The organism is Aquiflexum sp., assembly GCF_977115555.1.
Window position 1 is genome coordinate 1 of sequence record NZ_CDSBKL010000065.1, and the last position, 15004, is coordinate 15004.

The window sequence follows — 15004 nt, forward strand, 5'->3', positions numbered from 1 at the left end:
TCATCGGGACAAGAAATTTTAATCCTCCCCCACTCGATGCCACGCCGGCCCGGTAAAATTTCTTCCTCCCCACCAGTGTTCCAAAAAGAAATTCCCCGGGAGAAAAAGATTCTAATTTTTCATCCATAACTGAATCCCCATCTTCCCCCAAACTTTAATTCCCTACCTTTGCTCTATGTCAGAAAACCCCACTTCCTCCCATTCCAGATTTTTGAAGAACCTTTCCATCGAGGCATTCAATGAAATGCAAGAGGATTTCATCACCCAAGCCTCCAAAAACGACAATATCATGCTTTTGGCTCCAACAGGTTCGGGAAAGACATTGGCGTATTTAATTCCTATGGTTGAATCACTACGGGAAGATTTGAGGGAAGTTCAAGCGCTGATCATCGTGCCTTCCCGGGAGTTGGCTATTCAGATTGAGCAGGTTTTCAAAGCCATGAAAACCAATTTCAAAGTTAGTACAGTTTATGGCGGACATGCCATGAAGGTGGAGCAAAACAGCCTTGGCGAAGCACCTGCTGTGATTATCGGTACACCGGGAAGGCTTTCTGACCATGTGCAAAAGGAGTCATTTGATACAAAAGGAATCAAAATGGTCATCCTCGATGAATTTGACAAATCCCTACAAATGGGTTTCCATGAGCAGCTCCGGACAATATTCCGTGGACTGAAATCACATACCCAACGCCATATATTGACCTCTGCAACGGTTTTGGAAAGGCTGCCGGAGTTTTTGCCTTTTACCAAGCCGGCTACTGTCAATTACCTTCAGGATGAAGATGATTCCAAACTCGAACTCAAGCTAGTCCATACGTCGAGCAAGGAAAAAGTCCAGGTTTTGATGCGTTTGGTCGCAGGATTTCAAAATGAACCTTGCCTGGTTTTTTGTAATCACCGGGATGCTGTGGACAGGATCAGCATGCTTTTGACGGGAAATGGTTTTGAGCATGGTGTACTGCACGGAGGAATGGAGCAAATCGACCGGGAAAAGAACCTCATCAAGTTCCGGAGCGGCGTTTACAATTTATTGATTGCGACCGACTTGGCTTCAAGGGGGCTTGATATCCCCGAAATCATGCATGTGGTACATTACCAGATGCCTCCACGAAAAGATGCCTTTACCCACCGCAATGGCCGTACGGCCCGGATGCATGCCGAAGGAAATGGCTACCTAATCTTGGCCAATGATGAAGTTTTGCCGGATTATATAGACAAGTCTGTCGAGGAAACCACGGTTACAGAGGATTTGGCACCGATACAGCCTTCCTCGTTTGAATGTCTGTATTTCAGTGCGGGAAAAAAGGATAAAATCAGCAAAGGCGATATTGTTGGCTTGCTGACGCAAAAAGGTGGGCTGATTTCCGAAGATATCGGTCTGATTACTGTTTTGGATTTTTCATCCTACGTAGCCATCAAGCGATCCAAAGTCAAAAAAACACTTGACAAAATCCGCAACGAAAAATTGAAAAAGAGCAAGGTGAAGATAGAGGTGGCGAGATAAACCATACTTCACCCTGAGGAACGAAGGGTCTCATTCTAATTGGTTGTAATTGTTCTAGTTGTTGTAATTGTTGTCTGCTTAGCGTTATTGGATTATCGGTGTGAGGAGTTGGTAAGTTGAATTTCTTACATTTATAAATGTTCCAAAATGGAAGAAAAATCATCCCTCAGTATTGGAAGACTGACTCCGATATCTTACCAGATTGTGGCAAAAGAAATCCCAATTGAATATTGACATGAAAAACAACAGAAGAGAATTTCTCAAGCAGGCAGCTATTTTTTCAGGAAGTATGGCTCTTTGGGGAGGAATCCCCCAAGCTATACAAAGAGCCATGGCAATCAGCCCGGAAGCCGGTTCAACTTTTTTGGATGCCGAACACATCGTTTTTTTGATGCAGGAAAACAGGTCGTTTGACCATGCATTGGGTTCTCTTCAGGGGGTCCGTGGATTCAATGACCCTAGGGCAATCAAGCTTGCCAGCGGTTTGCCGGTATGGCTACAACAGGATAAAGCCGGAAATACATACAAACCTTTTCACCTTGATATCCAAAACACCAAAGCCACATGGATGGGGGATATCCCCCACTCTTGGGAAAATCAGGTCGATGCCCGAAATGAAGGAAAATATGACGGTTGGATAGAATCCAAAAGACCCGGCGACAAGGAATTCGGCCACGTCCCGCTGACTATGGGCTATTACAAAAGAGAGGACATCCCTTTTTATTATGCTTTGGCAGATGCTTTTACAGTCTGTGACCAACACTTTTGTTCCTCCCTCACTGGCACTACTACCAACAGGATGTATTTTTGGACAGGAAAAAGCAGGAATCCCAAAGACGGTTTTTCGGTAGTCCGCAATTCCGAAGCGACTTATTCCAAAGAAGTGGATTGGAAAACTTACCCCGAAAGGTTGGAAGAAAACGGTGTTTCCTGGAAAGTTTACCAAAATGAAATCTCCCTCGAATCCGGCTTGGATGGGGAAGACGAATCCCTTTTATCCAACTTCACGGACAACAACCTAGAATGGTTCAAACAGTACCATGTCCGATTTGCCAAAAGCCACTATCCATTTTTACAGAAAGCAGAAAAAGAACTGACCCAATCTGTCTCCGAACTTGAAATTGCGATGAAATCCAATCCTGTCGATGGAATGGAAACGGCATTAGCCGAAAACAAAGCCAAGCTGGCATATGTACAAGAAGCTTTGGTCAAATACCATCCTGACAATTTTGACAAGCTTTCGCAATTGGAAAAAAACCTCCATCAAAAAGCCTTTTCCACCAACTCTCAGGATCCGGATTTCCACCAGACCGAATGGATGGAATATGAAAAAGACGGAGAGGCCTTCAAGACCAAAATCCCTAAAGGAGACATCCTCCACGAATTTCGGAAGGATGTCAAAGAAGGAACACTTCCTACTGTATCATGGTTAGTAGCTCCGCAAAAATTCTCTGACCATCCCTCTGCACCTTGGTATGGCGCTTGGTATGTCTCAGAGGCCATGAACATTCTGACCGAAAATCCCGAAGTCTGGAAGAAAACCATTTTTATCCTTAACTATGATGAGAACGACGGGTATTTTGACCATGTCCCACCTTTTGTGGCACCTAATCCCTCTGACCCCAATTCCGGAAAAGTAACAGCAGGCATTCATACCAAGGATGAATTTGTGACCATGGAGGAAGAACTCTCCAAACCCGGAATGAAGCCTGAAAATGCGCGCCAAAGTCCAATAGGCTTAGGTTATAGGGTTCCCCTGATCATCGCTTCCCCGTGGACACGTGGTGGATGGGTCAACTCCGAAGTCTGTGACCTGACTTCTTCACTGATGTTTTTGGAGAAATTCCTCAAACACAAAACAGAGAAAGATATCACAGAGCACAATATCAGCAGCTGGAGAAGGACTGTCTGTGGAGATTTGACATCCGCTTTCAGACCCTACAATGGAGAGAAAATAGATTTTCCAAAACGGGTAGAACAGAAAGAGTTTATGAAAATGATCCACCAAGCGAGTTTCAAAAACCTGCCAGACAATTTCGGTCCATTAATCGCAGAAGAAATCCAAGCAGTCCTGAAAACAGGTAGAAAATCCAAAATCCTACCCAAACAGGAAGCAGGAACCAGGAATTCCAATGCGCTCCCTTATGAACTTTACTTGGATGGTGCGATGGATAATTTTCAGCAATCATTCAGGATGGTTTTTCAAAATTCAGATAAAGTCTTTGGAAAAAAGGCTGCAGGTGTTCCTTTTCAGGTCTATGCCCCAAATAAATATTTGGAAAACGGAAAATGGCTGCCGATGAAAGTCTGGTCTTTTGCCTTGGGGCCTGGAACAGATCTGGATTACCAATGGCCACTTGTCAATTTTGAAAACGGACAATATCATTTGGATGCCTATGGACCCAACGGGTTTTTCAGAAGTTTTTCCGGCCTACGCAATGAACCTTTGGTTGAAGTCAGTGCAACATATGACCTTAAAGATCCAAAAAATTCACTTTTGAAACTCAAACTCCATAACCACGACAAGACAAAAACCATTATCATGGTCTTGGAAGATCAGGCCTATGGCAAATCAAAGACCGAACTTTCCCTGAATCCAAACACAGAAAAAACAATAGCATTGGAAACAGGCAAAAGCTTTGGCTGGTATGATTTTGCTTTGAAAATCAAGGACAATGATTCTTTTGAAAGAAGATTGGCTGGAAGAATAGAAACCGGATTGGCTTCAAAAACAGATCCGCAGATGGGAGAAATTCACAGGGATTAAAAAATTTATAAAGCTTGAATGATAAAGCCTTTTTGGATAAAAGTAAATGCCCGATTAAAGGATCGGGCATTTTTTTTCTATGAATTAACTGTTCAATTTTTCCCTTGGGAAAAAGTAAAAGAAACCATCACTCTGTCATTGTGTTTTTGCTCCTCAAGACTGAATGTCGGTTCTTGGTAGGATTCCTTAATATCCATGGTCATCATGGTTTTGGAATTTCTCATCACAGGCATATAATTGTTATTTACCGTTGTATAGGTGACATTATGAACCAAAAGCTTGGAAACACCCAAAGATTTGGCAATTACATCAGCCTTAGATTTGGCATCAGCGATGGCGAGTTCGAGCAATTTGGTTGATGATGATTTTCTCAAGGCATCGGACACCTGAAACTGAACATTGTAAGTCATGTCTGTTGTCTGATGCAATGCTTCAGTGATTTTTACCAGATTTTGATCGGATATTTTCACCCTGACTTTGATGGTTTGTGCAGCCACATAGCCACTGTCTCTAGAAGTACTTCTTGAATACACCCTGTTGACATTGACAAAATAATTGTCCACTGTAAAAGTGTATCCGCTAACTCTAGTCTTTTTGAGAGCGTCCTCAATGGATTTGGTCTTTTTGTTCAGCGCATTGGTAGCATCAGCAACTTTCATGGCTTTTTCTGTAAGGCTGATAAACATCAGCGCTTCATCCGGCATGATGCTGAGTTCGCTTGTCCCTTCAACTTGGATCAGCGGGATATTATTTTCCTGCGCAAACACAGCAAACGTCAAGAATAAAAACGGAAGTGCAAGGAGTAGCTTTTTCATAACATTGGTTTTAATTCTTTTACGTAAGGTTCAAAACTTAGGCCATTTTTTTATTCCACATAAAAGTATCTTTTTATGTATCTGTCGGCACCAAAGGGAATTAACTTGAAGAATTATTTTCCGTCCTTCTTTTTTACAGGAGGATCGTTGTCATGTGCGCCATCTTTGCAACATGGATCTAGCTTATCGTAGGCTTTGGGATCCCGCTTCATTTGGTCTGCATTATAGCCTACCATTGTCACACGCTTTCTTAATAGATCAGGGCTTGTTTTACCTTCTACGTAATCAATGATCAAGACTTTGGTTTCCAAATCAAGATTAACAGATTTAACCCCCTTTTCAAAAGTCAGATCTTTTTCTAATGTAGCCTTGCACATTTCACAAACAGCAGAGGTCTTGATATTCACAGTTTTTAGGCTTTTTTGTGCTTGTGCGCTTACGGCCAAAGCGACAAAAAAAGCAAAAGTCAAAATTAGATTTTTCATGGTATTGCTTATTTGTTTATTTATTTATTGATTTTCATTCTAAATCCGGCATAAATCATTCTGCCGGCAACAGGGCCCCAAGTCATAGAGGCATCAAAATTTGATCCAAAAGGGTTTTGAGGATCTACGATGGGATCCTTTTGACGGAAATCAAGTAAGTTTTCTCCTCCTATGTATACATTCCCCCAACGGAATCCTCTCGAAATCTGTCCATTTACCAAGAAGAAGGAAGGCGAATAACCATTTAGCTGAAATTCCTCAGGACTCAATGAAGTATCCGGCAGTCTTTGTTGACCGACCCAATTCACTGTCATATCAACTTTCCATTTCTCATATTTTGTCGCATAGCCTAAATTGAAGAAGAACCTGTCCCTGCTTTGAAATGGTACTTGCTGAAGAATACCATTGGTCGTCATGCGGTTTTGGTAATTTTTATATGCTGCCTTGGCATTTAACCTTTCGCTGAAAGCATAACTTGCTTCTATTTGAAAGCTTTTGGCATAGGATTCCCCATCTAAGTTTTTGATGACCAACAAATCGGAGCTGATGTCTTGGTCATATACAAGCTGACTCAAAAATCTGGTGTAGAAATAATCTGCAACCAAGGAAAAAGGTTTGTCCTTGACCAGCCAGTTCCCCGCCAAGCTCAAACCCGAATTCCAGGATACTTCAGGTGCAAGCTCAGATTGGTAAATGATTTTCCGGGCACTCACCCAAATCATGCTGTTTTCCATAAGGGCATTTGGTGTGCGGTATCCTTTTCCTACCGAACCTCTCAGGGTTAAATTTGGAACAAAAACCCACCTAGCATGGATCCTTGGGGTAAAATATGTACCAAACAGGTTGTGAAAATCTGCTCTTGCGCCAGCTACCACCGTCAAATTTTCATTTGGAATATAATTGTATTCAGCAAATACGCCGGGGACTTTTTCAGTCCGGACAAATGCAGTATCTAGGCTACCAGGCATATTGGAGTTGAGGCTTTCTTCAAAATTATCCAAAAGAAAACTCGTTCCAGTCTTATATTGGTGAAAGGAGTTGCCCAGTACATTTTGATAAATGAAATTGGCATAAAGCGTCCGCTCTTTACCTGAATACAGTTTTCTCCCTGCACCGCCAGTAAAATCCTGGTAGGAGGCGGTATATTGCAAGCCCCAGCTCTGTGTCGGTTTGGCAGGATAGATCATACCTAGTTTTCCAAAAACCTCTGCTTTTCGGGTATCCATCCGATAGCCAAAAAGGCTACTCGTACTTAAGTTGTCTGCAAACCCAAAACCCAACTGTCCACCGGCGGACTGGGAGCTAAACACGTTCACTCCTACCTGCGCCATCAGTCTGTCTCCTTCATATTTCCAACGGTTGAGAAAGTTGACCTGTCTGGTTTTAGGCATATCCATGAAGCCATCCTTATTGACATCCATTTCCAAGAATTGCTGACTGGCATGAAACAGGACACTGCTACTCCATTTTTCGGAAATCGGTATTTGCCTGTTGGCATTCAATTCCAATCGTCCAAAAGAATTGAGGTAGGCATTCAAGTACCATTTGTCCATGGACTCCGGCTTGAAAAGTTCCACATTGATCTGTCCTGACATGGACTCATAGCCATTGATCACCGAGCCTGCACCCTTGCCCACATCGATGGATTGGATCCAGGTCCCCGGCACAAATGTAAGTCCAAGCCGAGAATTGAGTCCACGGATAGCGGGGATTCCTTCCCTGCTGATCAAGACATAGCGTCCATCTAGTCCCATCATCTGCAGCATCTTGGTGCCTGTGACCGCATCAGTAATAGAAACGTCAACAGAAGCATTGGTCTCAAAACTTTCACTTAGATTGCAGCAAGCAGCTTTTTGGAGTTCCGCCTCTGTAATCAGTACACTTAGAAAAGGTGCATCTTCCACAACGGATTCAGTACGTCCTCTAATGGTAAAAGTATTGAGATCACCCTCCTTTTCGGAAAGTATGACCTCCATTTTGTCTCCAAATACCGGGGAAAGTGTGTCCGAAATGTAACCTATGTATGAAAATACCAATCGGTCGGAAACCAGTATTGAGGAGATGTCGAAGATCCCGTCAAGTTGTGAAACGGTACCTGAAGTTTTACCAAGAACTTGGACTGTAGCGCCCACTAGAGGTTCATTGGCTGTGTTTTTTATCTCTCCAAAAACGCGCTCTTGCGCAAAATTTGGAAATAAAAACAATGTATATAGTAAACAGAATAATAGAAATTTCATTATAAATGACGATAAAGTGAAAGAAGGAACCACTTTTCCCCAGAATTGGGGAGATCATTTATTTAAATCAAAAAAACCTGATGTAGCACCAACTTGTCCGAAATAAGCAAGTCCGGCGAATAGTTAGAAAAATTATCTAAAGTAGAAATGTTGGGAACAAATACCTGAAGAATGAAGGCCGCTAAAAGGATAAATTCGGGAGTTATCGAATTGTTTGTTTCAGATTTCTTAAAAAAATCATCCGAATCTGCCTGGGATATTTGGTCTTCACAGCAATCATTCGAACCTTCCAAATCTCCATCACAGCAACTGTGGTCCTTAGGACTTACAGTCAACTCAGAAGCTACTTTCTTCCCTTCGCAATAGTGCGTTGCCCAAGCCAGATTAACCTGACCGGCAAAGAAAATTAACAGAAGAATGAAAGGCGTTAAATTTTTCATCAAGTACAAAGGTCTTTATTATAATTAGAAATAAAAACCAAAATGTTAACGTATTTAGGAATGAATATGTTTTGGATGCAATTCTCTAGTAAAGAACAAGATGTTGAAAGGATCTGATCAATCCTGACTTTGGGTGTTGTTATTTCCCCAAATCCAAAATATCCTTTATTTTGTTGGTTTTTTCCATTTCGTGATACAAGCCTTCATAATCGTCAGCAATGATCCTGTCACGGAATTTTGAAAGGTTGGAAATATACAAACTCATTGCTTCAAGGATATTTTTCTTATTCTCCTGCATGATCGGGGCCCACATTCCCGGTGAGCTTTTAGCCAATCTCACTGTCGAGGCAAATCCGCTTCCCGCCATGTCAAAGATGTTTTTTTCATCTTCCATTTTGTCCAAAACTGTTTTGCCCAACATAAAAGAAGTTATGTGAGAAAGGTGAGAAACAAATGCAAGATGCTTGTCATGTTCCTCCGGATCCATAAACCTCAACTTCATATTCAACGCTTCCAATACCTCGTAGGCTTTGGCTTTGAGGTGAAGGTCAGTTTTTTCCATTTCACAAATGATAAATACTTTTCTATCCAAAAGGTCTACTTTGGCAGCTTTGGGGCCGGAATATTCCGTCCCGGCGATCGGGTGACCGGCGAGATAATGGTCTCTTTTGGGATGTTCGGCAACTGCCTGACAAAGCAATTCTTTGGTCGATCCAAAGTCCATAACCAAGGTCTCGGGAGAGATTTCATCCAGGGTTTTTACCAATAATTCTGACAAGGTATTTGCAGGAGTGGCTAAAACAATGATATCTGTGTCAGCATCCGCCTTTTCTTTGACTTCGTCAATAATGCCCAAAGTAAGTGCATCCTGAAGGTTTTGGGGATTGGAATCAAATCCGGTGAAATGGATTTCAGGTTTAACCTGTTTCAAAGCCAGTGAAAAAGAACCTCCTAAAAGACCCAAACCGATGATATGTATTTTTTTCATTTGTTTATGATGTATGTGGGTGATGCGTTTATGATATACGTTTTATTGCTTCTTTGATGGATTCTTCTTTGACACAAAGTGAAAATCTGATGTATCCTTCTCCCTGTGTTCCGAAAATATGTCCGGGGGTTACAAAAATCGATTTGTTATAAAGCAGGTCATCGACCAATTCATCAGATTTTTTCCCTTTTGGTAATTTTGCCCAAACAAACATTCCTGCAGAATCTCTTTCATATTCCAAAGCTATTTTTTCAGCCAATTCCCAAATCAATTTTCTTCTTTGAGCATAGATTTCATTAAGGCTTTCATACCATTCCTTACCCAAATTCATGGCAGCAATAGCCCCTTGTTGGATTCCAAGGAACATCCCCGAATCCATATTGCTTTTGACTTTGGTGATGGCCGTAATCCATTCGGATTTACCTGAGACAAACCCTACCCGCCAACCGGCCATGTTAGAAGTTTTGCTCAGGGAATTTAGTTCCAAAGCTACCTCTTTAGCCCCTTCAATTTGGAAGATGCTTTTGGGTTCATTCTCCAAAACAAAGCTGTAAGGATTGTCATTGACAATAACGATTTGATATTTTCTTCCAAAAGCGATTAGCTTTTCAAAAACCTCCAAGTCGGCTTTTGCTCCTGTAGGCATATGCGGATAATTGACCCACATGAGTTTGACTTTGGCCAGGTTTAGTTTTTCTAATTCTTCAAACTCTGGATACCAATTATTTCCTGGTTTCAAATCATAATAAATAGGTTCAGCCAAAAGCATTTTGGTGACCGATGTATAAGTCGGGTAGCCAGGATTGGGTACCAACACCTGATCGCCTTCATCCAAAAAGGTCATTGAAATGTGCATGATCCCTTCCTTGGAACCCAAAAGAGGTAAAATCTCAGATTCTGGATTGAGGCTTACGCCATAATGCCTGCTATAAAAATCAGCATATGCACTTCTCAAAGCCGGAGTTCCCTGATATCCTTGATAGCCATGACTTGTCGGCAACAATGAAGACCGGCACAAAGCCTCCACTACTGAAGGATGTGGGGGTAAATCCGGACTTCCGATCCCCATGTTGATGATAGGCTTTCCCTCCTCTCTCAGACGGTTGACTTCCTTGAGTTTTTGGGAAAAATAATATTCCTGAATGCTATCTGTCCTTTTGGAATAACCTTTCATCTTATTTCCTGCTTACATATTCCCCAAAAATCTTCACCTCTCCCCCATTTTGATTGACTACCTCAATGGCCTTGAGGTATTTGGCATAATCATCAAACTGTGCATCAATGAAAAAAGCATAATGCCAGGGATTCTCAATAACCGGAATGGATTGGATTTTGCTCAGGTCGAGGTCATTGTCGCTGAGTAATGTGAGAAGTTTGGCCAAACTCCCTTTTTCATTTTTGATCGTGATTTTGAATGAGGCTTTATTTGGATTTTCAGTCTGAAGAGGCTTTTCTTTTTGTAGGAGTATAAAACGCGTAAAGTTGTTTTTGATGGTTTGGATATCTTTGGCAAGTATTTCCAATCCATAAATCTGGGCAGCGGTTGAACTTGCTATTGCGCCCAAACCTTTGATTTTTTCATCTGAAATCCTTTTGGCAACTGTCGCAGTATCCACATCATCGATCAGTCTGATATTGGGATAATCCTCAAAAAAGCGCTTACACTGAAGCAAGGCCATAGGATGGGATTTTACCTCTTTGATGTCTTCGGTTTTTTGCCCCGGCAAAACCATGAGGTTGTGGGAAATCGGAAGGTAATATTCCTCGAAAATATGTAAACCATGCCGATCAATCAGGTCGTAATTTGGGAGAATGGCTCCTGCTATTGAATTCTCGATCGCCATCAAACCATATGGGACATCTGCTTTTTGTACGGCTTTGGCTACTTCCTCGAAAGTCCTGAAGCCTTCGATTTCAGTGTCATTCCCAAAATAATTGAGAGCAACCTGATGGTGAAAAGATCCCGGAATTCCCTGAATGGCGACTTTCATAAGCTATTTTTTGAAAATATAATTCCCCTTTTCTGTTCCTGTTTTTGGCATCTTAAATCTTGCTACTTTCTTCAATCAATGAAACATGCTTCCAGAAACTTGGGTAAGATTTATTGACTACCGAAGGATCCTCTATTATTACATTGGTTTTGGTCATCAGCGGCATAAATGCCATAGCCATTCTATGGTCGTCATAAGTATGGATCTGAACCTTATGAGGCATTTTGACAGAAGGAATCAAGGTAAATGTCTCATTTTTTTCTTCTACCAATTCAGCATTGAACTTTGCCAATTCCTGCTGCAAAGCAAATATCCTGTCGGTTTCCTTAATTCTCAAACTTTCCAAACCGGTGAATTTTGTCTTTTGGCCTATGATCGCACAAGTGACGGCAACTGTCTGTGCCAAGTCAGGGCAGTGGGTGAAATCCCAGGAATCAAGTCCTTTGACCGGTTGCTTGGTGAGTTTGATACCCCCATTTTGAAATTCACTTTTGACACCTAGCCGGTCCATGATGTCCACGATTTTGGAATCACCTTGAAGGCTGTTTTCTTTTAGCCCTTCCAAAAAGAGTTCTCCTTCATCTGCACAAGCCAAAAGGCTAAACCAATAACTCGCTCCTGACCAATCGCTTTCCACCTTGAATTGGGTAGGTTGATAAGCTTGATGGGAAACTTTGATAAAATTTCCTTCCCAAGTATACTTTATACCAAAAGCAGCCATGAGTTCAAGGGTCATTTCGATATAGGTTTTGGACCCCACCTTTCCGGTCAGTTCCATTTCCAAACCTAAAGGCAAAACAGGCGCTATCATCAATATCGCCGAGATATATTGGGAACTGACATCACCTCTTATTTTGATTTTGTCAGTCTTTTGCTCTTTCAGCCCATGAATGGCCAAAGGAGGGAAACCTTCAATATTCATATAATGTATCTCCGCTCCGATTTCTCTCAATGCATCTACCAAAATTCCGATCGGTCTTTCACACATCCTTGGGGTACCGGTCATGACTTTGTTTTGATTTGTTGCTGCAGCATAAGCAGTCAAAAACCTCATCGTTGTGCCTGCATCCAAGACATCAAAGATCGCAGGATTTTCTTTGAGCAATCTGATCATGGTTTGGGTATCCCTAGCTTCAGCAAGGTTGCTTAGGTGATTTTCACCTTCAGTAAGAGCATCAATAACCAAAGCCCTATTACTCTCGCTTTTGGATGAGGGCAAAGAAATAACTGTGGATTTGAAAGCACTTAACTGGCTTAGAAATAACGTTTCCAAGGTTGGATTCATTGGTTTAATGGAACTTGGGATGATAAAGTCTGATAATATGTAATGGCTTCTTTGATTTCGGCTGTATTGGCTGTGATATTATAGTCGCAGTTTCCTATCCTTCTCAAAAGAGAAAAATTCACTGTTGATCCTTCATTCTTTTTATCCTGACTGCAAAGTTGGATGATGCCGTCGATGTCGGTTTCAGGAAATTTAAAAATTCCATAAATTTCAGTCAAAGCTTCAGTGATGGTTTTCAAATCGTCTTTTGGCAACCCGGATTTTTTGTGGGAAAGATAGGCTTCGCAAATCATACCCACAGCTATGGCTTCCCCATGTAACAAATGTTTTTCGGAATCCAAATAAAATGATTCGAAAGCGTGTCCGATGGTATGCCCAAAATTCAGGATTTTCCTCAAGCCGTTTTCTTTTGGATCTTTTTCCACCACCTCTCTTTTGATCTGAACGGACTTCTCAATGATTTCTCTCCAGTTTTGCTTTTCCCAACTATTGATTTTGAGGCAAGAAAAGTAGTCGGCATTCTGGATCAATCCATGCTTCAAAACTTCAGCATATCCCGACCTAAGTTCTTCCAATGGCAGCGTTTCAAGGAAAATTTCAGAAATCAACACCAACTCAGGTTGGGTAAAAACACCTATATGGTTTTTAAAACCATTGAAATCAATCCCCAATTTTCCACCGACACTTGCATCTACCTGAGACAATAAAGTCGTGGGAATATTGATGAACCTGATTCCTCTTTTATAGGTCGCGGCACAAAAACCGCCCATATCTCCAGTCACACCTCCACCCAAATTGATGATCAATGCTTTTCTGTCAAAACCGACATCGGTCATCCATTGCCAGATTTGTGTGCATGTGGTAAGGTTTTTATTGACTTCTCCTGCCGGAAATGAAAAGTGCTTGTGGTTTTCCGGCAATAAACTCCCAATGATCGGATAGCAGAATTTTGCAGTATTGGAATCTGAAATCACCCCCAATTGGGAATATCCCATTTGATTCAGGTATTTACTCAAATCAAAAGAGATGTTATTGGAAAATATAACTGATTCCAAAATAGGTAAGGTTTATTTGATAGATAAGTCTGAGACCAAAAGTAATAGCTAAGAAGTAAGTGGTAAGTGGTTCTATTAACATATTACCACTTACCTTTAAATTATTACCTTTTCACGGCATTAGCCTCTCTCAATTGCTTTTCCTGCCTTTTTACTGATTCTTCGTGGATACAGTAAAGCAATTCCTTCATAAATTTCTCAGAAAGGTTTTTTTGAACTCCCTTTTGGGTTCGTGATTCCATCACATATTTCCATCTGTCTGATTGGAATACAGTCAGGTGATGTTCCCTTTTGTAGGCTCCAACCTGATCGATAAGAGAAAATCTCTCCTGAAGGATATCCAACAACTGATCATCCAAATGGTCAATGGCAGTTCTAAGGTCATTCAATCTTTCGCCAGGGTTTTCGCTTCCGATGGTATCTTTAAAATCTATCATCGAAAGAATTTCCTTTAATCTTTTTGGTGTAACCTGCTGCTTGGCATCGGACCAGGCATTATCAGGATCGTGGTGGGTCTCTATCATCAAACCGTCCAATCCAAAATTGATTGCTCTTTGGGAAGTTTCAAGAATTCCCTCTCTGTTTCCGACGATATGACTCGGGTCGTTGATGACTTCCATACCTTTCCACTCTCTTTTCAAGTGGATCGGCATAGACCAATTTGGTTTATTTCTGAATCTCTTGTCGTAAGAATCCGAAAATCCCCTGTGGATAGCCGCCAACTTGTTGATTCCAACTGCATGCATTCTTTCCAAAGCACCGATCCAAAGTTGTAAATCAGGATTCATCGGATTTTTGATCATTACCGGAATATCTACTCCTTTGAGCGCATCAGCGATTTCCTGTACTGCAAAAGGATTTACTGTAGTCCTAGCACCTACCCATAATACATCTACGTTGTGTTTCAAAGCCAATTCGACGTGCGCTGCATTGCCGACTTCAGTAGTGATGGGAATATTGAGATGATGTCTTACGATTTCCATCCATTTCAAACCTTCTTCCCCAATACCTTCAAAGCTACCGGGACGGGTTCTTGGTTTCCAGATCCCCGCGCGGAATATATCAGGAACCATATTTTGATTTTTCATTTCTAAGCATACTTTCTCGATCTGCTCAGGTGTTTCTGCGCTACATGGTCCTGCAATGATGACATGGCCTTCTATTCCGAATCCCCAGTCTTTGATTTGTAAATGGTCTTTCATGATTTGATAGGTTTAAAAAAAAAGCCCGACTCTTTCGAACCGGGCTTTTTTTGCTTTATGATTTTTTTAGATTTTTTCTAGACAATAAGCAGCTCCGATTCGATTTTGAAGGCGAAAGTAAAAGTAATAAAAGCTAAAGAAGGCGAATGCTGCGATTAACATGTTCCAAAAGTAATTGGCTCTTTTTTAAAAACAAATTAATCTCAATATCATGAAAAACCGATATGAGACTGTC

General features: G+C 41.4%; 12 protein-coding genes. 2 read left to right on the top strand and 10 right to left on the bottom strand.

The genetic code is table 11. The features are described from left to right. The first annotated feature begins 175 nt into the window (after window positions 1-175). Window positions 176-1504 carry a DEAD/DEAH box helicase gene (locus ACZFYI_RS06205; protein WP_462523254.1) on the top strand — a complete coding sequence of 443 codons (1329 nt, stop codon included), beginning with the start codon at window positions 176-178 and terminating at the stop codon, window positions 1502-1504. Window positions 1505-1739: 235 nt separating this feature from the next. Then, window positions 1740-4271 carry a phosphocholine-specific phospholipase C gene (locus tag ACZFYI_RS06210; protein ID WP_462523255.1) on the top strand — a complete coding sequence of 844 codons (2532 nt, stop codon included), beginning with the start codon at window positions 1740-1742 and terminating at the stop codon, window positions 4269-4271. A gap of 92 nt (window positions 4272-4363) precedes the next feature. On the opposite strand, the gene ACZFYI_RS06215 is transcribed toward ACZFYI_RS06210, so the two are convergent. From ACZFYI_RS06215 to ACZFYI_RS06260, 10 genes are all read right to left on the bottom strand, one after another. Beyond that, window positions 4364-5086: an SIMPL domain-containing protein gene (locus ACZFYI_RS06215; protein WP_462523256.1), complete on the bottom strand. Its 723-nt coding sequence runs from the start codon at window positions 5084-5086 to the stop codon at window positions 4364-4366. A 113-nt stretch (window positions 5087-5199) separates the two neighbouring features. Next, window positions 5200-5571, bottom strand: coding sequence for a heavy-metal-associated domain-containing protein (locus ACZFYI_RS06220; RefSeq protein ID WP_462523257.1), 372 nt, complete (start codon window positions 5569-5571; stop codon window positions 5200-5202). 20 nt (window positions 5572-5591) lie between these two features. Beyond that, window positions 5592-7808 carry a TonB-dependent receptor plug domain-containing protein gene (locus ACZFYI_RS06225; RefSeq protein ID WP_462523258.1) on the bottom strand — a complete coding sequence of 739 codons (2217 nt, stop codon included), beginning with the start codon at window positions 7806-7808 and terminating at the stop codon, window positions 5592-5594. Between the two features lie 62 nt (window positions 7809-7870). Further along, a complete protein-coding gene (locus tag ACZFYI_RS06230) occupies window positions 7871-8248 on the bottom strand; it encodes an HYC_CC_PP family protein (RefSeq protein WP_462523259.1) in 378 nt (125 codons plus the stop codon). Between the two features lie 139 nt (window positions 8249-8387). Further along, the gene (locus ACZFYI_RS06235; RefSeq protein WP_462523260.1) at window positions 8388-9236 is read right to left on the bottom strand and encodes a prephenate dehydrogenase; all 849 of its coding nucleotides are present in this window, start codon (window positions 9234-9236) and stop codon (window positions 8388-8390) included. A gap of 28 nt (window positions 9237-9264) precedes the next feature. Further along, window positions 9265-10410: a pyridoxal phosphate-dependent aminotransferase gene (locus ACZFYI_RS06240; protein ID WP_462523261.1), complete on the bottom strand. Its 1146-nt coding sequence runs from the start codon at window positions 10408-10410 to the stop codon at window positions 9265-9267. Between the two features lies 1 nt (window position 10411). After that, window positions 10412-11227 carry a prephenate dehydratase gene (locus ACZFYI_RS06245; RefSeq protein WP_462523262.1) on the bottom strand — a complete coding sequence of 272 codons (816 nt, stop codon included), beginning with the start codon at window positions 11225-11227 and terminating at the stop codon, window positions 10412-10414. 52 nt (window positions 11228-11279) lie between these two features. Beyond that, window positions 11280-12512 (bottom strand): 3-phosphoshikimate 1-carboxyvinyltransferase, encoded by a 1233-nt coding sequence (locus ACZFYI_RS06250; protein WP_462523263.1) that lies wholly within the window; start codon window positions 12510-12512, stop codon window positions 11280-11282. Then, window positions 12509-13567: a 3-dehydroquinate synthase gene (gene aroB / locus ACZFYI_RS06255; protein ID WP_462523264.1), complete on the bottom strand. Its 1059-nt coding sequence runs from the start codon at window positions 13565-13567 to the stop codon at window positions 12509-12511. Before aroB ends, ACZFYI_RS06250 begins: the two co-directional genes overlap by 4 nt. A gap of 104 nt (window positions 13568-13671) precedes the next feature. Continuing rightward, window positions 13672-14769 (bottom strand): chorismate mutase, encoded by a 1098-nt coding sequence (locus ACZFYI_RS06260; RefSeq protein ID WP_462523265.1) that lies wholly within the window; start codon window positions 14767-14769, stop codon window positions 13672-13674. Window positions 14770-15004: the final 235 nt, after the last annotated feature.